This is a genomic window from Pseudomonas versuta, from assembly GCF_001294575.1.
Lineage (GTDB): Bacteria > Pseudomonadota > Gammaproteobacteria > Pseudomonadales > Pseudomonadaceae > Aquipseudomonas > Aquipseudomonas versuta.
In genome coordinates, this window is sequence record NZ_CP012676.1 from 1041914 (window position 1) to 1065813 (window position 23900).

Here is a 23900-nt window from a genome sequence, read left to right on the forward strand (position 1 = left end):
GAACTCATGAAGCACAACCGTCCCCTCGTTACCCCGCGCCTTTTGGGCATTGTCTGGCCCTTTATTGCGGTCGCGCTGTTTCAGGCGCTATTGGGTTGTATCAGTCTTTATATGCTCTCCGCGGTGAGGGGATACGTCGCAGGTGAAAGCTTGTGGTCTAAAGGTCAAAAAGACGCCATCTACTACCTTCATCTATATGTCGATACTCATAATCCGGCTGATTTTGAAAAATATCAGCAAGCGATGAGTGTGCCCCAAGGCGGGCACCGGCTGCGGATTGCGCTGGATCAGTCGCCTCCTGACCTGAATGCAGCGCGTGAAGGCATTCTGCAAGGCGGTAACAGTGCGCAGGATGTTCCGAGCATTATCTGGTTTTACCGTAACTTTCATAATTTCAGTTATATGCATACGGCCATTGAGAAGTGGGGCCTGGGTGACGAGTACTTGATTGAACTGGATAACCTGGCTCAAGACATTCACCGGGTTATCGCCGCCAATCAAGCCAGCGCCGCTGACGAAGAGCGCTGGGAAAAAGCCATTTCCCAAATTAACGAAGGTGTTACCCCTGCTGCTAAAGCTTTTAGCGACGCTCTGGGCGAGGGGTCGCGCTTTATTCTGCAATTGTTGATCATTACGAATGTGACCACGGCGCTAGGGCTGATTGCTTTAGCGCTTATGCGTACTCACAAGGTTTTGGCCCAGAGTCGTGAGTTTGCCGAAGCCCTGCAGGTTGAAAAAGAACGTGCGCAAATCACACTTGAATCTATTGGTGACGGGGTAATAAGTACCGATGTAAACGGCGCGATAACTTATATGAACCCGGCCGCCGAACAATTGACACACTGGAAGTCCGGACAGGCACAAGGCGTTCCTCTGGCCGCATTATTCAAATTGCTGGACGAGAACGCCCTGGATGATGGTTTCAGGTTGATTGACCGCATTCTCAGTGGTCAGTTGGGTAATAACAGTGAGCACTCAAAACTGATTCAGCGTGTGGACGGCAGTACGGTTTCGGTTGCGTTGGTAGGTGCGCCAATCCTTCATGCCGGCAAGGTGAGTGGTGCGGTACTGGTATTACACGACATGACTCGCGAGCGCCAATACATTGCCAACTTGTCCTGGCAGGCGACCCACGATGCACTCACCGGTCTGGCCAATCGCCGCGAGTTTGAATACCGTCTGGAACTGGTTTTACAGAATCTGGCCCGACAGCAGGGCCGGCATGCATTGATGTTCCTCGATCTGGATCAGTTCAAGCTGGTCAATGACACCTGCGGGCACGCTGCCGGTGACGAGTTGTTGCGCCATATTTGTGCATTGCTGCATTCCGGATTGCGTGAGGGCGATACGCTGGCACGTCTGGGGGGCGATGAGTTCGGTATCTTGCTGGAAAATTGCCCGGCCGATGCCGCTGAAAAAATTGCTGAGGGTTTGCGTCAAACCGTGCAGAGCCTGCACTTTGCATGGAAGGGTCGACCGTTTCTGAACACCATCAGCATTGGCCTGGTTCATATTCATCAAGCCCCGCAGACACTGGAAGCTTCAATGCGTGCTGCGGACATGGCGTGCTACATGGCCAAGGAAAAGGGGCGCAACAGGGTTCAGGTTTATCATGCGGATGATTCTGAACTGTCATTGCGCTTTGGTGAGATGGCATGGGTGCAGCGCTTGCATGTGGCGCTGGAGGATAATCTGTTTTGCCTCTACTCCCAGGAGATCGCCCCTCTTGGGCGTGCTGAGGAGGATGGAGGGCACATTGAAATACTGCTGCGCTTGCGGGACGGCAGTACAGATCTGATTTTGCCTGACAGCTTTATTCCGGCGGCTGAGCGGTATGGTCTGATGACTTCGATTGACCGTTGGGTGGTCGAAAACGTGTTCAAGATCATTTCCCAGTGCCCTGCTCCGAGAGCTGGGCAGTCGATGGCAATGTGTGCGATCAACCTGTCGGGTTCGACCATCGGTGATGAAGAGTTCCTGGCTTTTCTGCACGAGCAATTTGAATGTTATGGCGTGGCTCCAGGGCGGATCTGTTTTGAAATTACCGAAACCAGCGCCATTGCCAACCTGGGCAGTGCCATACGCTTTATAAATGAGCTCAAGGGCCTGGGTTGTCACTTTTCCCTGGATGACTTTTGTGCCGGCATGTCTTCCTTTGCCTACTTGAAACACTTACCCGTCGACTTTTTGAAAATTGACGGTAGTTTCGTCAGGGATATGCTGGATGACCCCATTAATCGGGCCATGGTTGAGGTGATCAATCATATAGGGCACGTTATGGGCAAGCAGACTATTGCCGAGTTTGTTGAAAGCCCTCAAATTGAGCAGGCTTTGATTGAGATCGGGGTCGACTATGCCCAAGGATATATAGTTGAGCGCCCACAATTGTTTACGTGTGACAGCTTGTGGACTCGACCCAAACGCCCCAAAGCCCTGACTTTGAAGTTGCCGGGCACTTTGCGTTGATGCGGTGCCAGGTTTTATAAGTCACCTCTGAGAAGGAACTTGATTGTGATGGATGCATTTGTACGTACCGGGCCTCTTATGGAAGCGACCAGCTATCCAGAATGGGCTCAAAAGCTGATCCGCGACTGCAGCGAGAGCAAGCGTCGGGTTGTGGAGCATGAAATCTACATACGCATGCGTGATAACACGTTGAGTCCCTCCATCATGCGGTTGTACCTCATTGGCGGATGGCCGGTGGTCGAACAGTTTTCGTTGTACATGGGGCGTAATCTTGGGAAAACCCGTTATGGGCGTCATCCTGGCGAAGACATGGCCCGCCGGTGGCTGATCCGCAATATTCGGGTTGAACTCAACCATGCGGATTACTGGGTCAACTGGGCCAATGCTCACGGAGTCAGTCTTGCCGACATGAATGGCCAGGACATACCGTCCGAGTTTCAGGCGCTGAACGACTGGTGCTGGCATACCTGCACAGCTGATTCGCTGGCGGTGTCCATGGCCGCGACCAACTATGCCATTGAAGGGGCGGTGGGTGAGTGGGCTGCAATTGTTTGCTCGCAAAATGTTTACGAGGAGTCGCTGCCGGCAGAGGGGCGCAAGCGCGCCATGAAATGGCTGAAGATGCATGCCCAGTATGATGATGAGCACCCTTGGGAGGCTTTGGAGATTATTTGCACGCTGGCGGGGATGAATCCGAGTGAAGCGTTGCAAGCCGAGCTGCGCAAAGCGGTTTGCAAGAGCTATGACTTCCAGTATCTGTTTTTGCAAAGCTGTCTGCAGTATGAAAAAAAGCCGGTCGTGCGCAAGCGGCCGGAATTGGCTGAAGGCTGATTCCTCGCGATTGATTTGCCCTGGATTATAAAAAACCGCCGGTGGCGTTTATTCGCTACCGGCGGTTTTTTTATGTGTAGCAATCGGTTATTGGGCGTTGAACGCCTGGCCGTTTACGCCAGTGCTGTCGGGCCCCATCAGGTACAGGTAAACCGGCATGATGGCTTGAGGCTCTGGATTGTTTTGCGGGTTCTCTCCCGGGTATGCCATTGCGCGCATGCTGGTGCGGGTGGCTCCCGGGTTGATGCTGTTGGAGCGTACGGCAGCCACGCCATCGACTTCGTCAGCCAGGGTCTGCATCAGGCCTTCGGTGGCAAACTTCGATACGCCGTAAGCCCCCCAGTAGGCGCGGCCTTTACGCCCGACGCTGCTGGAAGTGAAAATGACCGAGGCGTCCTGCGACAATTTAAGCAGTGGTAGCAGGGTGCTGGTGAGCATAAACATGGCGTTTACGTTCACCTGCATGACGCGCATGAAGTTCTCCCCCGACAGCTGCTCCAGAGGGGTGCGCGGGCCAATGATCGAGGCATTGTGCAATAGCCCGTCAAGATGGCCGAACTCGCTTTCGATCATGGCGGCCAGTTCATCGTATTGATGAGGCTGGGCGGTTTCGAGATTGAAAGGAATAACCGCAGGTTGCGGGTGACCGGCGGCTTCTATTGCGTCATATACCTGGCTCAGATTGGCCTCGGTTTTACCCAGCAGCAGTACGGTTGCGCCGTGCGCTGCATAGGTTTTGGCTGCTGCCGCGCCGATGCCGCGACCAGCACCGGTAACCAGAATCACCCGGCCCTGAAGCAGGTCGGGGCGGGCGGAATAATCAAACATAAAGAACCTCAACACAAATCAAAGATCGTTCTGCGCTCGCGGTCAGCAGCTGCACACCGCGTTATCCAGCACTTTGCGCAACTCGCTTGGGTGATCGACCACGACGTCGGCGCCCCAGTGGTCGGGGTTGTCGTCGGGGTGGATGTAGCCAAAGCGTACAGCGGCGGTCTTGGTGCCGGCATCGCGGCCAGACTCTATGTCGCGCAAGTCATCACCTACAAACAGAACGCTGGCCGGGTCAAGGTTGAGCATTTTGCAGGCGAGAATCATGGGTTCGGGGTCGGGTTTGCTGCGGCTCACGTGGTCCGGGCAGATCAGTACTGCCGAGCGCTCTGCCAAGCCCAGCCGTTCCATGATCGGTTGAGCAAAGCGTACTGGCTTGTTGGTTACCACACCCCACACCAGATGGGCTTTTTCAATATCGCTCAGCAGTTGTTCCATGCCATCAAACAGCTTGGTGTGTACCGCACAATCCTGCTGATAGCGTTCGAGGAACTCAAGGCGCAGTGCTTCGAACCCGGGTGCTTCAGGGTCCATGCCGAACGTTACGGCAACCATGGCGCGTGCGCCCCCGGAGATCTCGTCGCGTATCAGTTTGTCTGCAACGGGTGCCAGGCCGCGTTCTGCACGCATGGCCTGGCAGATGGCGATAAAGTCCGGAGCGGTATCGAGCAGGGTGCCGTCCATGTCAAAAAGAACTGCTCTTAAGCGCATGGGTTACTCCTCGCGTAGGGTCTGGATCATGTAGTTGACGTCGACATCGGCGGCCAGCTTGTAGTGCTTGGTGAGTGGGTTGTAGGTCAGGCCAATGATGTCCTTGACGCTCAGGCCGGCCTGGCGGCTCCAGGCACCCAGTTCGGAAGGGCGGATGAATTTCTTGAAATCATGAGTCCCGCGCGGGATCAGCTTCATGATGTATTCCGCGCCGATAATCGCGAACAGATACGATTTCGGGTTGCGGTTGATGGTCGAGAAGAACACCTGGCCGCCCGGTTTGACCATGCGGTAGCAGGCGCGGATCACCGATGCCGGATCAGGCACGTGCTCGAGCATTTCAAGGCAAGTCACAACATCGAACTGCCCGGGCATTTCGACGGACAGTTCTTCGGCAGTGATCTGGCGGTATTCAACATTCACGCCGGATTCGAGCTGATGAAGTTTGGCCACGGCCAGCGGGGCTTCGCCCATGTCAATGCCCGTTACGGTTGCGCCGCGCTGTGCCATGGACTCGCTGAGAATGCCGCCACCGCAACCGACATCGAGCACTTTTTTGCCAGCCAGTTGCACGTGCTCGTCAATCCAGTTGAGGCGCAGCGGGTTGATGTCGTGCAGGGGTTTGAACTCGCTTTCACGATCCCACCAGCGATGGGCAAGCGCTTCGAATTTAGCGATCTCGGCGTGGTCAACGTTGCTCATGGGTAAATCCTCTAAAGCTGAAAAATCCTGGTATTACTTCGGGCGCAGGCCTGAAGGTTTTGAATCAATGCGTCTGGCTGCTGATGCGCTGGCCCCAGGCCTGGGCGGTTGCGCAGAGTTGCGGCTCGTCCATTCGGGTCAGTTTGCCATCATCGAGCAATTGTTTGCCCCCGACCCACAGGTGTTTTACGCAATCGCGGCCGGTGGCGTAGATCAGTTGCGATACAGGGTCATAAATCGGTTGCTGGGCCAGCCCGCTCAGGTCGAAAGCTACCAGGTCGGCGGCTTTGCCAGGCTCGATTGAGCCGATTTCGTTATCCAGCCCCAGTGCCCGGGCCCCGTTAAGGGTTGCCATGCGCAATGCGCGATGTGCATCCAGTGCTGTGGCCGAGCCGGCTACGGCTTTGGCCAGTAAGGCGGCTGTACGGGTTTCGCCCAGCAGGTCCAGGTCATTATTGCTGGCAGCACCGTCAGTGCCAATCGCCACATTGACCCCTGCCAGCCACAAGCGCTCGACAGGGCAAAAGCCGCTGGCCAGTTTGAGATTGGATTCGGGGCAATGGATCACACTGGCGTTGCTTTCTACCAGCATGGTCAGGTCGTCATCGCTGATCTGGGTCATGTGGACGGCCTGAAAACGGGGTCCCAGCAAACCCAGGCGGGCAAGGCGAGCCAGCGGACGCTCGCCATGTTGCCCAACAGCCTGCTGCACTTCGAAGGCAGTTTCGTGTACGTGCATCTGAATTGCAGCATCAAGCTCATCGGCCATTACCCGGACTTTTTCCAGGTTCTCATCGCCTACCGTGTAGGGGGCGTGGGGGCCGAAGGCAATTTTGATTCGCGGGTGATACTTCAGGTCGCCAAACAACTCGACGGCCTGGCGCAGTGCTTCATCAGCAGAGCTGGCGCCAGGAATCGGAAAGTCGAGAATCGGAATGGCGATTTGTGCACGAATGCCGCTGTTGTGCACCCGCTCGCTGGCGGTCTTGGGGTAAAAATACATGTCACTGAAACAGGTAATGCCGCCCTTGAGTTGCTCGGCAATGGCCAGATCGGTGCCGTCGCGCACGAAGTCTTCATCTACCCACTTTGCTTCTGCGGGCCAGATATGCTGCTCCAGCCACGTCATCAGCGGCAGGTCATCGGCCATCCCGCGGAACAGGGTCATGGCCGCATGGCCATGGGCATTGATCAGGCCGGGGCTTAGCAGCATGCCAGGCAGTTCGCGGGTTTCGCTGGCGGCATGTTTCAGGGCTTCGAGGCGTGGGCCAATGAATACGATGCGTCCGTCCCTGATACCGACGCCATGTTCCTTGAGCACAACCCCGGCGGGCTCTACGGGTACCAGCCAGGTCGGCAGCAGCAGCAGATCGAGGTGCAGGGGCGGGGTGGGCATCGAAAACGGCTTCCAGTGCAATGTCAAAAGGAGGCGAAGTATACCCGAGCGTCTTAAAGGTGGGCTCGCTATAATCGGCGGCTTTGTATCTGTGTGATAGGGGAAAGCATGCGCGATCGACTGTTGGCGGCGGAAAAGGTAAAAGCCATCGATTGGCGGGGTGAGGCCCTGTATCTGCTGGATCAGCGTAGCTTGCCTTTTGATGAGACGTGGCTGGCCTGTACCGGTGCGCAAGAGGTGGCCCGGGCGATTCGCGAAATGGTTGTGTGCGGTGCTCCGGCGATCGGCATTGCCGCAGCCTATGGCGTGGTGTTGGCGGCTCGCGTGCGAAAGGCCGCAGGCGGTGATTGGGTGGCGGCGCTGGAGGAAGATTTCGCACTGTTGGCGGACTCACAGCCCACTGCAATGAATTTGCTCTGGGCGCTTAATCGTATGCGTGACCGATTGACACGTGCCAAAGGTAATGCCGATGCTCTGCAAATACTGGAGGCTGAGGCGCTAGCCATTCATGAAAGTGATCGTGAGGCCAATCTGACCATGGCCCAGTTGGGTGTCGATGTGATCCGTCGTCATCAGGGCAACGCTCAGACTGTGTTGACCCACAGCAATGCCGGTGCACTGGCCACTGGTGGTTTTGGCACGGCGCTGGGAGTGATTCGCGGTGCCTGGATGGAGGGCATGATCGAGCAGGTTTATGCCGACGAAACCCGGCCCGGGCTGGAGGGCGCGCGACTCACTGCCTGGGAGTTGGCGAACGAAGGCATTCCGGTGGTGCTCAATGTGGACTCGGCTGCGGCACACATCATGAAAACCAAGGGTGCGACCTGGGTAATAGTGGGCGCTGACCGAATCGCGGCCAATGGCGATGTGGCAAACAGGATTGGTACCTATCAGCTGGCAGTAAATGCCATGCATCACGGCGTACGCTTCATGGTGGTAGCGCCCAGTTCGACCATCGATATGGAGCTGGCCAGTGGTGACGACATCCCTGTTGAGGAGCGTGAGGGGAGTGAGTTGCTGGAGGTCGGTGGTAAGCCTGTCGCTGTGCAGGTGCAGGCATTCAACCCGGTATTTGATGTGACACCGGCCGATCTGATTGATGTGCTTGTGACCGAGAAGGGCATAGTTGAACGCCCGGATGCGGCCAAAATGGCGCAATTGATGTGTCGCAAGCGCTTGCACTGAGGCGTTCTTGTAGTTGCCGGAGAAGGGTGGCGAAGCTGCCCTGTTTTTGCAGGCTCTTCGGACTTTAACATCGCCTTCGCCAGGAGCTGCGCAATCACTCTCTTTATCCCTTCAATCGCTTCCAGAGCCTCTCTGGACACGCTCAGGCCCATCACCTGGCCAATTACTATGCTCCATGCGCGTCTGGGGGATAGGTGCGTGGCGGCGATTGTGATAACATTCGGCGGTTTCCAGGGTAGTCCGCAAGGGTTGCCCTTACTGCGCAAATCCGTGTCATAACTCGTTGATTTGTCGTAAGTCGCTGCATGACACGTGGTCAGCAGCGGCGAGCTTCGTTCGTCCCGAATGGATGTGGCGAAGTTTCACCCGAAAAAGGAATCAGGCTTCTCATGGGCGAACTGGCCAAAGAAATCCTCCCGGTCAATATCGAAGACGAGCTGAAACAGTCCTACCTCGACTACGCAATGAGCGTAATTGTCGGGCGGGCACTGCCTGATGCACGCGATGGCTTGAAGCCCGTGCACCGGCGTGTGCTGTTTGCGATGAGCGAACTGAACAACGACTGGAACAAGCCGTACAAGAAATCTGCCCGTGTGGTCGGTGACGTAATCGGTAAGTATCACCCGCATGGTGATACCGCGGTTTACGACACCATCGTTCGAATGGCTCAGCCATTCTCCCTGCGCTACCTGCTGGTAGACGGTCAAGGCAACTTCGGTTCGGTCGACGGCGACAACGCTGCGGCCATGCGATACACCGAAGTGCGCATGACCAAGCTGGCCCACGAACTACTGGCCGACTTGCACAAAGAGACCGTGGACTGGGTGCCGAACTACGACGGCACGGAAATGATCCCGGCCGTCATGCCGACCCGCATTCCCAACTTGCTGGTCAACGGCTCCAGCGGTATCGCTGTGGGCATGGCCACCAATATTCCGCCGCACAACCTCGGCGAAGTCATCGACGGTTGTCTGGCGCTTATCGACAACCCGGAGCTGAGCATCGATGAACTGATGCAGTTCATCCCGGGCCCTGACTTCCCGACAGCTGCAATCATCAACGGTCGAGCCGGCATCATTGAAGCCTATCGCACCGGTCGTGGCCGTATTTACATGCGTGCCCGCTCGATGATTGAAGACATCGACAAGGTCGGTGGTCGTCAGCAGATCGTGATCACCGAGCTGCCGTACCAGCTGAACAAGGCGCGTCTGATCGAGAAGATCGCCGAGCTGGTTAAAGAGAAGAAACTCGAAGGCATCACCGAGCTGCGTGACGAGTCCGACAAGGACGGTATGCGTGTTGTAATCGAGCTGCGTCGTGGTGAAGTGCCGGAGGTTATTCTTAATAACCTTTATGCCCAGACCCAGCTGCAAGCCGTGTTCGGTATCAACATCGTTGCGTTGATCGACGGTCGCCCGCGGATCCTGAACCTAAAGGACCTGCTGGAAGCGTTCGTTCGTCACCGTCGTGAAGTGGTTACCCGTCGTACTGTTTTCGAACTGCGCAAAGCCCGCGAACGTGGTCACATCCTTGAAGGCCAGGCGGTTGCCCTGTCCAACATCGATCCGGTTATCGCGTTGATCAAAGCCTCGCCAACCCCGTCTGAAGCCAAGGAAGCGCTGATCAGCACGCCTTGGGAGTCCAGTGCGGTAGTGGCAATGGTTGAGCGCGCCGGTGCGGATTCGTGCCGCCCTGACAACCTTGATCCGCAATACGGTCTGCGCGAGGGCAAGTACTTCCTGTCGCCAGAGCAGGCCCAAGCCATCCTTGAGCTGCGCCTGCACCGTTTGACCGGTCTTGAGCACGAGAAGCTGCTGGCTGAGTACCAGGAAATCCTCAACCAGATCGGTGAGCTGATCCGCATCCTCAATAGCGCAGTGCGCTTGATGGAAGTGATCCGCGAGGAACTGGAAGTTATTCGTGCGGAATACGGCGACGTTCGTCGTACCGAAATTCTGGATCATCGTCTCGATCTGACCCTGGGTGACATGATCCCGGAAGAAGAGCGTGTGGTGACCATCTCCCACGGTGGCTACGCCAAGACTCAGCCGCTGGCTGCGTACCAGGCCCAGCGTCGTGGCGGCAAAGGCAAGTCGGCTACTGGCGTCAAGGATGAGGACTACATTGCTCACCTGCTGGTTGCCAACAGCCACACCACGCTCTTGCTGTTCTCCAGCAAAGGCAAGGTGTACTGGCTCAAAACCTACGAAATCCCTGAGGCATCACGTGCTGCACGGGGTCGTCCGCTGGTTAACCTGCTGCCGTTGGGTGAGGGTGAATACATCACCACCATGCTGCCGGTCGAGGAGTACACCGAGGGTCACTTCATCTTTATGGCTACCGCTAACGGTACCGTGAAGAAGACCCCGCTCGAATCCTTCAGCCGCCAGCGCAGCGTGGGCTTGATTGCGCTTGAACTGGACGAAGGTGACGTGCTGATCAGTGCCGCCATTACCGATGGTGAGCGCGAAGTCATGCTGTTCTCCGATGGCGGCAAGGTGACTCGCTTTAAAGAGTCTGACGTGCGGGCCATGGGTCGTACTGCCCGCGGTGTGCGCGGCATGCGTCTGCCAGAAGGTCAGAAGCTGATTTCGATGCTGATTCCTGAAGAGGGCAGCCAGATCCTCACCGCTTCGGCGCGCGGTTATGGCAAGCGGACTGCGATCAGCGAGTTCCCTGAGTACAAGCGTGGCGGTCAGGGCGTTATTGCCATGGTCAGCAACGACCGTAACGGCCGCCTGGTCGGTGCAGTCCAGGTGCTTGATGGCGAAGAGATCATGCTGATCTCCGATCAGGGCACACTGGTGCGTACTCGTGTCGATGAGGTATCGAGCCTGGGTCGTAATACTCAGGGCGTTACCTTGATCAAGTTGGCCAGCGATGAAACGCTGGTCGGCCTGGAGCGGGTTCAGGAGCCGTCGGAAGTCGAGGGTGAAGAGCTTGAAGGTGAAGTCGATGGTGGTGCTGAACTCGATGATGAGGCCATTCACGATGGTGTCGACGACGAGCAGCCGCTAGAGGCTGGCGCTGACGAAGAGCAGCCGCAGGAATAAGCGGGCACACAGGGGGCGGATGAAGATTCGCCCCCTTGTTGTATGTGCAGGAGCGAGCTCGCTCGCGATGACTGACTAACTGTCAATGCTGACTGTTACACCGCTATCGCAAGCGCGCCCCCCGCATTGAGCACTGTGTTGATAATTGATTTATTGCGTGACCCACCAAATCAGAGCGAGAGTGGATGTGAGCAAACGAGCCTATAACTTCTGCGCAGGTCCTGCTGCGCTTCCTGAAGCTGTCCTGTTGCGTGCCCAGTCCGAGTTGCTCGACTGGCATGGCAAGGGCCTCTCGGTCATGGAGATGAGCCATCGTAGTGATGAGTTCGTGTCCATCGCGACCAAGGCTGAGCAGGATCTGCGTGACCTGCTGTCTATTCCCTCGAACTATAAAGTCCTGTTTCTGCAGGGTGGCGCAAGCCAGCAATTTGCCCAGATTCCACTGAATCTGCTGCCTGAAAATGGCAAGGCGGATTACATCGATACCGGCATCTGGTCGCAAAAAGCCATTGAAGAAGGTTCGCGCTTTGGCCACATCAACGTGGCAGCGAGCGCCAAGCCTTACGATTACTTCGCAATTCCCGGTCAGAACGAGTGGAATCTGTCGAAAGACGCGGCCTACGTTCATTACGCGCCGAATGAAACCATTGGTGGCCTGGAGTTCGACTGGATCCCGCAAACGGGTGATGTGCCGTTGGTTGCTGACATGTCCTCCGACATTTTGTCGCGTCCGGTTGATATCTCCCGCTTCGGCATGATCTACGCAGGGGCCCAGAAAAACATCGGGCCGAGCGGTATTGTGGTCAATATCATTCGTGAAGACTTGCTGGGCAGGGCGCGATCGATTTGCCCGACGATGCTCGATTACAAAGTGGCGGCAGATAACGGCTCCATGTACAACACGCCTCCGACACTGGCCTGGTATCTGTCCGGTCTGGTGTTTGAGTGGCTCAAAGAGCAGGGTGGTGTTGAAGCCATCGGCAAGCTTAACGAAGTCAAGAAACGCACCCTGTATGACTTCATCGACGCCAGCGGCTTGTACAGCAACCCGATCAACAAGTCGGATCGCTCATGGATGAACGTGCCGTTCCGTCTGGCAGACGATCGTCTGGACAAGCCATTCCTGGTGGGTGCTGAAGCTCGCGGGCTGCTGAACCTAAAAGGGCATCGCTCGGTGGGTGGCATGCGGGCTTCTATCTATAACGCTGTGGACATCACCGCGGTTAACGCGTTGGTGGCTTACATGGCAGAGTTCGAGAAGGAACACGGCTAATGTCCGAGCAAGAACTCAAGGCGCTGCGCGTGCGCATCGACAGCCTGGACGAAAAGGTTCTGGAGCTGATCAGTGAGCGTGCCCGCTGCGCCCAGGAAGTGGCGCGGGTAAAAATGGCCACCCTGGCTGAAGGCGAAGTTCCGGTATTTTATCGGCCTGAGCGTGAAGCGCAGGTGCTCAAACGTGTGATGGAGCGCAATAAAGGCCCGTTGGGCAATGAAGAAATGGCGCGTCTGTTCCGCGAAATCATGTCTTCGTGCCTGGCGCTGGAGCAGCCACTGAAAGTGGCCTACCTCGGACCTGAAGGCACCTTTACTCAAGCTGCGGCAATGAAGCACTTTGGTCATGCTGTTATCAGCAAGCCGATGGCTGCGATCGATGAGGTATTCCGCGAAGTGGCGGCGGGTGCCGTCAACTTTGGTGTGGTGCCTGTGGAGAACTCCACCGAAGGTGCCGTGAACCACACGCTGGACAGCTTTCTCGAGCACGACATGGTGATCTGTGGCGAAGTTGAGCTGCGGATCCACCATCACCTGCTGGTGGGTGAAAACACCAAGACCGACAGCATCAGCCGTATCTACTCCCATGCCCAGTCGTTGGCCCAGTGCCGCAAATGGCTGGACGCGCATTATCCGAACGTCGAGCGTGTTGCGGTTTCGAGCAATGCCGAGGCGGCCAAGCGGGTCAAGGGTGAGTGGAACTCGGCAGCGATTGCTGGCGATATGGCAGCAGGCCTCTATGGCCTGACCCGGCTGGCTGAAAAAATTGAAGATCGTCCGGACAACTCAACGCGCTTCTTGATGATCGGCAGTCAGGAAGTGCCGCCGACGGGCGATGACAAGACATCGATTATTGTATCGATGAGTAACCGTCCTGGTGCCTTGCACGAGTTGCTGGTGCCGTTCCATGAAAACGGGATCGATCTGACACGTATCGAGACGCGTCCTTCGCGTAGCGGTAAATGGACCTATGTATTCTTTATCGACTTTGCCGGCCATCACCGCGACCCACTGGTCAAAAGTGTGCTCGAGCAAATCAGCCAAGAAGCAGTGGCACTTAAAGTGTTGGGTTCCTACCCGAAAGCGGTTCTCTGAGGCGGTCATACATGAGCGGTGATTTTCTCGCCCTGGCGCAGCCGGGCGTACAACAACTTTCGCCTTACGTTCCGGGCAAGCCTGTGGACGAACTGGCGCGAGAGCTGGGCATAGATCCGGCAACCATCGTCAAACTGGCCAGCAATGAAAATCCTATGGGTGCGAGCCCGAAGGCGTTGCAAGCCATTCGTGACGAGTTGGCCGAACTGACGCGTTATCCGGATGGCAACGGTTTTGCCCTCAAGAGCTTGTTGGCTGAGCGTTGCGGCGTGCAGCTTGATCAGGTGACGCTGGGTAATGGCTCCAACGACATTCTGGAGCTGGTAGCGCGGGCCTACCTGGCGCCGGGCCTGAATGCCGTGTTCAGTGAGCATGCATTTGCGGTGTATCCGATTGTGACCCAGGCCGTAGGCGCGCAGGCCAAAGTGGTGCCGGCCAAGGACTGGGGGCACGACCTGCCAGCCATGCTTGAGGCGATTGACAGTGATACCCGTGTGGTTTTCATTGCCAATCCGAATAACCCTACGGGAACCTGGTTTGGCGTTGATGCGCTGAACGAATTTTTGCAGGATGTGCCTGAGCGGGTTTTGGTCGTGCTGGACGAGGCCTATATCGAATACGCTGAAGGCGGCGAGCTGCCGGACGGTCTCGAGTTCCTCTCGGCTTATCCTAATCTTCTGGTTTCCCGTACCTTCTCCAAAGCTTATGGTCTGGCTGCCTTGCGCGTCGGCTATGGTCTGTCGACGCCTGTGGTGGCGGACGTGTTGAATCGGGTTCGCCAGCCTTTCAATGTCAACAGCCTGGCGTTGGCGGCGGCTTGTGCCGCACTGCAGGATGCAGACTACCTGGCTGAAAGCCGCCGCCTTAACGAGGCCGGCATGCAGCAGTTGCAGGATGGCTTTCGCGAGCTGGGCCTGGATTGGATTCCGTCCCGAGGCAACTTTGTTGCGGTAGACCTGGGTCAAGTAGCCGCCCCTGTTTATCAGGGGTTGTTGCGTGAAGGCGTGATTGTGCGTCCGGTGGCCAATTACGGTATGTCGAACCATCTGCGCATCACTATTGGCCTGCCGGCGGAAAACACCCGCCTGCTTGAGGCGCTGGCCAAGGTTCTTGCTCGTGGTTGATGTAATGTTGTTGAAATCTGTAAAGCCTGTAGTGGGGCGTCTGGTTGTGGTCGGGCTGGGCCTGATTGGCGGCTCCTTCGCCAAAGGCATGCGCGAAAGCGGACTGTGCACCGAGGTGGTCGGGGTCGATCTGGACCCTGCATCGCGTGTGCTGGCTGTAGAGTTGGGTGTGGTGGATCGCTGCGAAGCTGATCTTGCAACCGCCTGCTGTGGTGCCGATGTCATTCAGTTGGCGGTGCCGATTCTGGCCATGGAGAAAATGCTCGGCTTGTTGGCGGGTATGGATCTGGGGCATGCAGTATTGACCGATGTGGGCAGCGCCAAAGGTAATGTCGTGCGTGCAGCGACTCAGGCTTTTGGTGCGATGCCGGCACGCTTTGTCCCCGGGCATCCTATTGCCGGGTCGGAGCAAAGTGGCGTCGAAGCTTCTAATGCCAGTCTGTTCGAGCGGCACAAGGTTATTTTGACGCCTGTGGCCGAGACTGATCCTGCGGCGTTGGCCCTGGTAGATACCATGTGGCGTGCCCTGGGGGCAGACGTCGAGCATATGCAGGTCGAGCGTCATGATGAGGTGCTGGCTGCAACCAGTCATTTGCCGCATCTGCTGGCGTTCGGGTTGGTGGACTCTCTTGCCAAGCGCAATGAGAATCTGGATATCTTTCGTTACGCTGCGGGAGGTTTTCGCGATTTCACAAGAATCGCCGGAAGCGACCCGGTAATGTGGCATGACATTTTTCTCGCGAACCGCGAGGCGGTGTTGCGCACATTGGATACATTTCGCAGTGATCTCGACGCCTTGCGCGACGCGGTCGACGCAGGGGACGGGCATCAATTACTGGGCGTCTTTACTCGCGCCCGGGTTGCTCGCGAGCATTTCAGTAAAATCCTGGCCCGCCGGGCATATGTGGACCCTATGAATTCAAATGATCTGATTTTCCTGGCTGAACCAGGTGGCAAAGTAAACGGCCAGATTCGTGTACCAGGTGACAAGTCGATTTCTCACCGCTCAATCATGCTTGGCTCATTGGCTGAAGGCACAACTGAGGTCGAAGGCTTCCTTGAAGGCGAAGACGCTCTGGCAACGCTGCAGGCATTCCGTGACATGGGGGTGGTGATCGAAGGTCCGCATCATGGTCGTGTCACCATTCATGGAGTAGGTCTGCACGGTTTGAAAGCTCCGCCGGGCCCGATTTACCTGGGTAACTCCGGTACTTCGATGCGTCTGTTGTCGGGCTTGTTGGCTGCGCAGGGCTTTGACACAACGTTGACCGGCGATGCCTCGCTGAGCAAGCGTCCGATGAATCGCGTGGCTAACCCGCTGCGTGAAATGGGTGCGGTGATTGAAACTGCTGCTGAAGGTCGTCCGCCGATGACTATTCGTGGCGGGCATGCGCTCAAGGGGATGGATTACACCCTGCCGATGGCCAGTGCCCAGGTTAAATCCTGTCTGCTGCTGGCCGGTTTGTATGCTGAAGGCAAAACCTCCGTTACTGAGCCAGCGCCCACTCGTGACCATACCGAGCGCATGCTGCGTGGTTTTGGCTATCCGGTCAGTGTTGAAGGGGCGACAGCCTCGGTCGAGTCGGGTCATAAGCTCACGGCAACCCACATTGAAGTGCCCGGGGATATCTCATCGTCGGCGTTCTTCCTGGTAGCAGCCTCGATCGCCGAGGGTTCCGATCTGGTGCTGGAGCATGTCGGTATCAACCCGACCCGTACCGGCGTTATCGATATCTTGCGATTGATGGGGGCGGATATCACCCTCGAGAACCAGCGCGAAGTAGGTGGTGAGCCTGTAGCTGATCTGCGTGTGCGCGCAGCCAGACTTAAAGGTATCGAGATTCCTGAAGAGCTGGTGCCGTTGGCGATTGATGAATTTCCGGTGCTGTTCGTGGCGGCAGCTGTGGCAGAAGGTCGTACGATCCTGCGCGGTGCTGAAGAGTTGCGGGTCAAGGAGTCTGATCGTATTCAGGTCATGGCTGATGGTCTGCTGACGCTGGGCGTGAAATGCGAGCCGACCCCGGATGGCATCATTATTGATGGCGGCTCCATTGGAGGCGGTGAAGTTCATGGTCATGGCGACCACCGCATTGCGATGGCATTCAGTATTGCTTCGCTGCGAGCCACGGCTCCTATCCGTATTCATGATTGTGCCAATGTCGCGACCTCGTTCCCTAACTTCCTTGCCCTGTGCAAGCAAGTAGGCATTCGAGTGGCGCAAGAGGCGCAGTCGTGATTGCCCCGGCGCCGGTTATCACCATCGACGGTCCTAGTGGTTCGGGCAAGGGTACCGTTGCCGGTATCCTGGCCAAGCGTCTGGGGTGGAATTTGCTCGATTCTGGTGCCTTGTACCGCTTGCTCGCGTTTGCCGCGACTAATCATGGTGTTGCGCTGGATAACGAGCCGCTGCTCGAAAAACTGGCGGCACATCTTGATGTGCAGTTCGTCGGAGCGACGGACGGCAAGCCCGCGCGCATTGTTCTGGAAGGTGATGACGTCACTCACGCCATTCGCAGTGAGACTGTAGCTGCGGGAGCCTCGAAAGTAGCGGCGTTACCCGCTGTACGAGAGGCTTTGCTGCAACGTCAGCGTGCATTTCAGGAGTTTCCCGGTCTGGTTGCAGATGGTCGCGATATGGGCACGGTGGTTTTTCCGGACTCGCCGCTGAAGGTATTTCTGACGGCTAGCGCCGAGGAAAGGGCCCGTCGCCGTTACTTGCAGTTGAAGGCCAAGGGCGATGATGTTAGTCTCTCGGGTCTGCTAGATGAGATACGTGCCCGTGATGAGCGTGACACGCAGCGTGCAATAGCCCCGCTTAAACCGGCGGCTGATGCGATACAGCTGGACTCCACGGAGTTGTCGATCGACCAGGTGCTTGAAAAAATCATGAGTGAAATCGCACTTCGCGATATCGCTGGATGACCAAGAAAGCGTGCAGGAGACCAGAAATAGTCCTGCGTGCCTTCTTTTATATGAACGTAACCCACATTGTCTGGAATGTGGCAGATGGGCGTATCCTTCGCCCTTGATCAACAGGAATTAAAATGAGCGAAAGCTTTGCAGAACTCTTTGAAGAAAGCCTAAAAACCCTGAATCTTCAGGCTGGCTCTATCATCACCGCTATCATCGTTGATATCGATTACCAAGCTGGTTGGGTAACCGTTCACGCTGGTTTGAAGTCTGAAGGCCTCATCCCGCTGGAACAGTTCCACAACGACGCTGGCGAACTGAACATCAACATCGGTGATGAAGTTCACGTTGCGCTGGACGCGGTCGAAGACGGCTTTGGCGAAACCAAACTGTCCCGTGAAAAAGCCAAGCGCGCTGAATGCTGGATCGTTCTGGAAGCAGCCTTCGCAGCAGAAGAAGTTGTCAAGGGCGTTATCAACGGTAAGGTTAAAGGCGGCTTCACTGTCGACGTTAACGGCATCCGTGCGTTCCTGCCAGGTTCTCTGGTTGACGTTCGTCCAGTGCGCGATACTACGCACCTGGAAGGCAAAGAGCTGGAATTCAAAGTTATCAAGTTGGACCAGAAGCGCAACAACGTTGTTGTTTCTCGTCGTAGCGTGCTTGAAGCAGAGAACTCGGCCGAGCGCGAAGCTCTGCTGGAATCCTTGCAAGAAGGTCAGCAAGTTAAAGGTATCGTCAAAAACCTCACGGATTACGGCGCATTCGTCGATCTGGGCGGTGTTGATGGCCTGTTGCACATCACTGACATGGCTTGGAAGCGTATCAAGCATCCTTCCGAAATCGTCAACGTTGGCGACGAGATCGATGTCAAGGTTCTGAAGTACGATCGCGAACGCAATCGTGTTTCCCTGGGCCTGAAGCAACTGGGCGAAGATCCATGGGTTGCTATCAAAGCCCGTTACCCAGAAGGTACTCGCGTTACCGCTCGTGTTACCAACCTGACCGACTACGGCTGCTTCGCTGAGCTGGAAGAAGGCGTTGAAGGTCTGGTACACGTTTCCGAAATGGACTGGACCAACAAAAACATCCACCCTTCGAAAGTCGTACAAGTCGGCGACGAAGTGGAAGTTATGGTTCTGGACATCGATGAAGAGCGTCGTCGTATCTCCCTCGGCATCAAGCAGTGCAAATCTAACCCATGGGAAGATTTCTCTGGCCAGTTCAACAAGGGCGATAAAATCTCCGGCACCATCAAGTCGATCACCGATTTCGGTATCTTCATTGGTCTGGACGGCGGCATCGACGGCCTGGTTCACCTGTCCGACATTTCCTGGAACGAAGTTGGCGAAGAAGCCGTACGTCGTTTCAAGAAGGGCGACGAGTTGGACACCGTTATCCTGTCTGTTGATCCAGAGCGCGAGCGCATCTCCCTGGGTATCAAGCAGCTGGAAAGCGATCCGTTCTCCGAGTACGTACAAGAGAACGACAAAGGCGCAATCGTTAAGGGCATCGTGAAAGAAGTTGACGCTAAAGGCGCCATCATCACTTTGGCTCCGGATATCGAAGCAACTCTGAAAGCCTCCGAAATCAGCCGTGACCGCATCGAAGATGCACGTAACGTTCTGAAAGAAGGCGAAGAAGTAGAAGCCAAGATCATCAGCGTTGATCGCAAAAGCCGCGTAATCCAATTGTCCATCAAGTCGAAAGACGTTGAAGACGAGAAGGAAGCAATTCAGAGCCTGCGCGACAAGCCAGCGACCTCTGAGCCTGCTGCTGGTCCGACCACTCTGGGCGACCTGCTGCGTGCACAAATGGAAAAACAGAACTAAGTTCTGAATTACCATAAAAAAAGGGCGACTTAGGTCGCCCTTTTTTGTGCCTTTAATTTGAGCTCGTTTGCACAATGTCCCGCTATCTCGACGACGAAGTCTGGCTGCCTGGTCTGTGATGACGTGCTAGGGCTTGTCGGTGCAAGTACTGCTATCGTGCACAGCTTGAAGTGTCTTATTGCGCAAGCCTGCTGGGAAGAGCGGCTGTAACGCCTGTGGCGGGGGTAATGGCTCATACGCTTGCGTCTCTAGCCTGTTTTTGTAATCTGCTGGAGGTTTGGCATAGCGGTGCTGTCGGTAGAGATAAGTCAATCCCTGGGCTGTTCAAATTCTTTCGATCATGCTAAAACCTTTGAAGCGCTGATCTAGCTGCTTGAAAAAGAAGGGAAAAATATGACGAAGTCGGAGTTGATCGAACGAATTGTCACCCATCAAGGGCTACTTTCATCCAAGGATGTAGAGTTGGCTATCAAGACCATGCTTGAACAAATGTCCCAGTGCCTCGCAACCGGAGATCGAATCGAAATCCGTGGTTTTGGCAGCTTCTCGCTACACTATCGAGCACCGCGAGTTGGGCGTAATCCAAAGACCGGTCAGTCAGTCAGTCTCGATGGTAAATTTGTTCCTCATTTCAAGCCGGGCAAAGAGCTCCGGGATCGCGTTAATGAAGATGAGGAAGACGACCTTTAACCCTTAAGGATATAGGAGCCTCATATGCGTGACTTTAAGCGTGTGGTGCTGGTGGTTTTTGGGCTAGTGGTAGTTCTGGGGACGGTAATGTTCATCCTTGAAAACCAGCAGCCAACTTCGCTGATGTTTCTCGTATGGCGATCTGCAGAACTGCCAGTCTCGTTGATTTTTATAGCCGGGCTGCTATTGGGAATGGCTATAGGTCCCGTAATGGGCTTTGTAGCCTATAAACGAAAAGCTGCGAAGCTAAAACGCAGCTTATTGGCCCATTCCTAGGTATTTCGGATTTCAAACGGTAGGTGTTAATAGTCTGTTTTCACGGCAATGTGGCTGGGCGAGTGTTCAGCTATTGGTTGATCGGTCCAATGGCAACCGTAAAAATTTTGTAGATGCCAGAAAGCTCTTTCAGTTTGTTAGGCTTGTATAGTTTCGAGATGCTGACAAAATGCTTTTAATTCTCGATTTCCAGCTATTTTTATGCTCCTTCAGGTGCGCATGATGCTTAAGCCTGAAGTTAAACAGCCATGTCCACGTGCATGAAAATCGCTGCATAACGAGCCCGCAGTTTCTTTTGAAGGCAGGTCTTGGTTGTGAGTAGTATTTCCCGTATCCCTAATGCTCATTCGCCAAATGAGGTTGATTTATTCGCCTTGTTTCAAGCGATTTGGCAGCAGAAAAAAATCATCATCTCTACTACTGTTCTGTGTGGTCTGGTCGCTTTGGGCTATGCCTATCTGAGTACGCCTGAATATCAGGTGAGTAGCGTGCTACGCCCAGCAGCCATTAATGAGCTGGATGCACTCAATCGGTCGGGGGTATACACCTTGCCGCCAAGTGAGGCTCTATTAAAAGTGGGCTCCTCGCTCGAGTCCTATGACAATCGGCTGGCATTCTTCAGGGACAACCAAAGCCTTTTTTCGCAGTTCAAGCGCCCCGGTCGCACCTTGGAGCAAAGCTTCGAAGACTTTAATCGCGATTCTCTGAAGCTGATACTTCCTGATCCTAAAAAAGCCGATTCTCTCAGTGCTGTGATTGGTCTGGAGCTGAGATACCCCAAGGGCGTGGACGGTGTAAAGATCCTCAATGGCTTTGTCGACTACGCCATAAATGCTGAGCGTGAGCAAATCGCCGCGGACCTCAAGGTAATCGTCAATAACCGTCTGGCTGAGCTTAAAGGCCAAATAGACGCTGCGCGCTCAAGCTATGAGATGGACAAGGAAGCGCGTATAGCCACCCTGATAGAAACAGACAATATTAAGCGTGCGCAACTGCAGGACGAACTTAAGGCATTGCGTCAGCAACTCAAAGTTGGGCGTACTGATCGTATGGCGCAACTGAGCGAGGCTATTGGCATCGCCAGGTCCTTGAACATTCAAAAGCCTACGACCCCCTCGGCGTTGGGTGACTCAGGCCGCACTGGCGAAGCCAGCGGCATGCGGACCGAAATCAACAATCAGCAAATTCCCTTATATTTCATGGGTACAGATGCACTTGAAGCAGAACGAGCAGCCCTGCAGCAGCGAAAAACTGACGATTTCACCGAGGGGCGCATAGCCCAAATTGCCCGTGAGCTGCAACTGCTGCAAAGCAACCGTGAAGTTGAAGTGCTTAAGCAGCGCCAAAATGAAGACCTGTTCTTAAGTGGTGTAGAGCCGTTGCGTGCCGAGATCGTACGTTTGGGGAATTTGAGTAACCTCGATAGCAGCAACATGAAATTAGTCTCAATCGACCGCAAAGCCCTGGAGCCAATGCAGCCAATTAAACCTAAGAAGGCCTTGGTCATACTGTTAGGTTTGTTGCTGGGTGGCATGCTTGGCGTATTGATTGTTTTGGTCAGGTACTTTGTAGCTATACGTCAGGGGGCAGTACAAATTACGACTGCACCGGGAGTTGTAGATACATGGACGGGCACAGCAACCAGTGGGAAAGCCCTGCCAAACGATAAGAGCTGATGTGGTTTTGGGCGGATGATCGTCCGCCCGGTTTTATGGGGTGGTCGCCGATACTTAAAGCAGCTACTTAAGCTATTACGGTTGTTTTAGCGCATGAGCAAAGCGCAAAAGTTCATGCTGGCATCCAACGCACGAGACCGGCTTTCTACTGAGTGCGTTGAGGTCCTGAAAATTACTCAGACTAACGTTTATCGTGCCGGTTGAGTCCCAACTTACGGGGAGCTGTCTTTGGATATCCGGTTCTATGTAGCGACCGGATCTTCAGAAAGTTACTGCTCTAGTCCTGGAAAATGCTTTCAAGATTGAAGTGAGTTCTGATCCACAATACTGCAGTTTAACCGCGACGTCTGCAGTAACCACTCATCGCACTGCCTTTCGAAGCCGGGGAGGGCATTGGCGATGCTTACCCTATCTGTACGTGTCAGCCTGTGGAGGGAGAGGCATAAACTTTATTTGTCCAGCGTGGAGCCGGACGTTGGTTGCTCCAAGATATTATTCATCGAAAAGGGTGTCTGGATAATTTTTGAACCAAGGCGCAGTTACCAGTCATTGTGGTTGCCTCTTAGCCTGTCCGGCGACAACAGTGTATTGCCAAGACATGGATGGACCGCTAAATGGCCCCGTCAATCACTGCCAATCAAGCGGCAGGCCATAATCGTTGGCCGTAAGGTGGGCTGTCTGGCCGATACTTCCTATCGATGATTGGGAATTCTGCGGGTGAAATGTGCGCCAGTGGTCGTATTGTCCATTCCTTGAAAGCCATGCTGGTACCTCGAAGGCATAATGTATCTCTTTACCGGTTGCCAGCTAAGCCGCCTTGGGCGCAGTGATACAAAACCAAGGTCCTCAGCGCGGTAATGTTGAATTGAGAGGTGAGAGCTGTATCATCCGCGCAGGTTTGTAAATTTTGGCGATTATCCGGCCTATGCAATTCATAAGAATTCGCATTAATGGGTTTCAGGTATGGTTCTGTAGCCTGATCAGATACGTTAGATGCTTGACCATATAGTGGAAAAATGAGCATCGGCAAAGGAACTGTTGACGCTGTGCCGAACTCATAACTGACGTCGTCGACGTTCCAATGCAGACGGGTTGAACTCGTAGCGGTTATTCTATTTAGCCGCTATGGAAAAGAAACAAGCCAGATACGAGTCACTGGCGATTGCACCATACAATGGTAAACGGAAGACCCATTAATGAAATGCCCATGTCCATAACAACCCCCGCAGCAGCCTGCGAAACCAGGACGTCCAAGCCAGGCGACTGGTACTTGGTGCAGTGCAAACCCAGACAAGACGAGCGGGCTGAGGAGAACCTTCAGCGTCAGGGTTATGGTTGCTCGCGCCCATCCTGCCGGCGCGAAAAGCTCGTACGTGGCCAATTGCAATTCACTCAAGAGTCCTTATTTCCGGGCTATCTCTTTATTCATATGCCCCAAGGTGCTAACTGGGCTCCATTGCGCTCAACGCGGGGCGTAGCTCGCATTGTGGCTTTTGGCGGTCGGCCTCTGGCTGTAAGCCATGACCTCATTGTTCAACTGCAAGATCGTGCAAGCACGCACACCATTGCGGCCTACAACCCCGGCGATAAAGTCACCATTCTTGATCAGAGCTTCGCAGGTATTGAGTCCATATTCATGGCAATGGACGGCGAAGAAAGAGTCATTCTGCTCATCAATTTAATGAATCGACAGCAACAGATCAGTTTACCGGTGACGAGTATCGCCAATCGCTAAGTGAAATTTAGGCCTTAGCCTGGACAATGAAAGCAGCCCGTTCTCAGGAAATCGACGATCAATCCTGGGGCGGTAGCGTGTTTTTGAAAAATAAAATTCAAACCTATCACCTGTTAGC

The 23900-nt window shown here is 55.0% G+C and carries 18 protein-coding genes; 14 read left to right on the forward strand and 4 right to left on the reverse strand.

The window, feature by feature from the left end; all coding sequences use genetic code 11:
- Positions 1-6: 6 nt before the first annotated feature.
- A complete protein-coding gene (locus tag AOC04_RS04795) occupies positions 7-2466 on the forward strand; it encodes an EAL domain-containing protein (protein ID WP_060691392.1) in 2460 nt (819 codons plus the stop codon).
- Between the two features lie 45 nt (positions 2467-2511).
- Positions 2512-3297 carry a TenA family transcriptional regulator gene (locus AOC04_RS04800; protein WP_060691393.1) on the forward strand — a complete coding sequence of 262 codons (786 nt, stop codon included), beginning with the start codon at positions 2512-2514 and terminating at the stop codon, positions 3295-3297.
- Between the two features lie 87 nt (positions 3298-3384).
- On the opposite strand, the gene AOC04_RS04805 is transcribed toward AOC04_RS04800, so the two are convergent.
- The 4 genes from AOC04_RS04805 to AOC04_RS04820 all read right to left on the reverse strand — a co-directional run bounded on the left by AOC04_RS04805 (position 3385) and on the right by AOC04_RS04820 (position 6937).
- Positions 3385-4125 carry a YciK family oxidoreductase gene (locus AOC04_RS04805; RefSeq protein ID WP_060691394.1) on the reverse strand — a complete coding sequence of 247 codons (741 nt, stop codon included), beginning with the start codon at positions 4123-4125 and terminating at the stop codon, positions 3385-3387.
- A 42-nt stretch (positions 4126-4167) separates the two neighbouring features.
- Entirely contained in the window at positions 4168-4839 is a 672-nt protein-coding gene (mupP, locus tag AOC04_RS04810; protein WP_060691395.1) for an N-acetylmuramic acid 6-phosphate phosphatase MupP, read from the reverse strand.
- 3 nt (positions 4840-4842) lie between these two features.
- Complete coding sequence (gene ubiG, locus AOC04_RS04815; protein WP_060691396.1) at positions 4843-5541, reverse strand: bifunctional 2-polyprenyl-6-hydroxyphenol methylase/3-demethylubiquinol 3-O-methyltransferase UbiG; 699 nt, start codon at positions 5539-5541, stop codon at positions 4843-4845.
- Between the two features lie 64 nt (positions 5542-5605).
- Entirely contained in the window at positions 5606-6937 is a 1332-nt protein-coding gene (locus tag AOC04_RS04820; protein WP_060691397.1) for a TRZ/ATZ family hydrolase, read from the reverse strand.
- A 108-nt stretch (positions 6938-7045) separates the two neighbouring features.
- Between AOC04_RS04820 and mtnA the strand changes: the two genes are divergently transcribed.
- The 12 genes from mtnA (at position 7046) to rfaH (ending at position 23782) form a co-directional block, all read left to right on the forward strand.
- Positions 7046-8122: an S-methyl-5-thioribose-1-phosphate isomerase gene (mtnA, locus tag AOC04_RS04825; protein ID WP_060691398.1), complete on the forward strand. Its 1077-nt coding sequence runs from the start codon at positions 7046-7048 to the stop codon at positions 8120-8122.
- Between the two features lie 389 nt (positions 8123-8511).
- Positions 8512-11175 (forward strand): DNA gyrase subunit A, encoded by a 2664-nt coding sequence (gyrA, locus tag AOC04_RS04830; protein ID WP_060691399.1) that lies wholly within the window; start codon positions 8512-8514, stop codon positions 11173-11175.
- 187 nt (positions 11176-11362) lie between these two features.
- A complete protein-coding gene (serC, locus tag AOC04_RS04835; protein WP_060696870.1) occupies positions 11363-12448 on the forward strand; it encodes a 3-phosphoserine/phosphohydroxythreonine transaminase in 1086 nt (361 codons plus the stop codon).
- Positions 12448-13542, forward strand: coding sequence for a prephenate dehydratase (gene pheA / locus AOC04_RS04840; RefSeq protein WP_060691400.1), 1095 nt, complete (start codon positions 12448-12450; stop codon positions 13540-13542). Before serC ends, pheA begins: the two co-directional genes overlap by 1 nt.
- A gap of 11 nt (positions 13543-13553) precedes the next feature.
- Positions 13554-14666 carry a histidinol-phosphate transaminase gene (hisC, locus tag AOC04_RS04845; protein ID WP_060691401.1) on the forward strand — a complete coding sequence of 371 codons (1113 nt, stop codon included), beginning with the start codon at positions 13554-13556 and terminating at the stop codon, positions 14664-14666.
- A 4-nt stretch (positions 14667-14670) separates the two neighbouring features.
- Complete coding sequence (locus AOC04_RS04850) at positions 14671-16902, forward strand: bifunctional prephenate dehydrogenase/3-phosphoshikimate 1-carboxyvinyltransferase (RefSeq protein WP_060691402.1); 2232 nt, start codon at positions 14671-14673, stop codon at positions 16900-16902.
- Positions 16899-17588 carry a (d)CMP kinase gene (gene cmk, locus AOC04_RS04855; protein WP_060691403.1) on the forward strand — a complete coding sequence of 230 codons (690 nt, stop codon included), beginning with the start codon at positions 16899-16901 and terminating at the stop codon, positions 17586-17588. The genes AOC04_RS04850 and cmk overlap by 4 nt, the downstream gene beginning before the upstream one ends.
- Before the next feature lie 122 nt (positions 17589-17710).
- Positions 17711-19405: a 30S ribosomal protein S1 gene (gene rpsA, locus AOC04_RS04860; RefSeq protein WP_003447106.1), complete on the forward strand. Its 1695-nt coding sequence runs from the start codon at positions 17711-17713 to the stop codon at positions 19403-19405.
- A gap of 393 nt (positions 19406-19798) precedes the next feature.
- On the forward strand, positions 19799-20095 hold the full coding sequence (ihfB, locus tag AOC04_RS04865) for an integration host factor subunit beta (RefSeq protein ID WP_048365589.1): 297 nt from the start codon (positions 19799-19801) through the stop codon (positions 20093-20095).
- A gap of 24 nt (positions 20096-20119) precedes the next feature.
- The gene (locus tag AOC04_RS04870; protein ID WP_060691404.1) at positions 20120-20371 is read left to right on the forward strand and encodes a lipopolysaccharide assembly protein LapA domain-containing protein; all 252 of its coding nucleotides are present in this window, start codon (positions 20120-20122) and stop codon (positions 20369-20371) included.
- Positions 20372-20685: 314 nt separating this feature from the next.
- Positions 20686-22047 (forward strand): Wzz/FepE/Etk N-terminal domain-containing protein, encoded by a 1362-nt coding sequence (locus AOC04_RS04875; protein WP_082363646.1) that lies wholly within the window; start codon positions 20686-20688, stop codon positions 22045-22047.
- 1207 nt (positions 22048-23254) lie between these two features.
- The gene (rfaH, locus tag AOC04_RS04880) at positions 23255-23782 is read left to right on the forward strand and encodes a transcription/translation regulatory transformer protein RfaH (protein ID WP_171970603.1); all 528 of its coding nucleotides are present in this window, start codon (positions 23255-23257) and stop codon (positions 23780-23782) included.
- Positions 23783-23900: the final 118 nt, after the last annotated feature.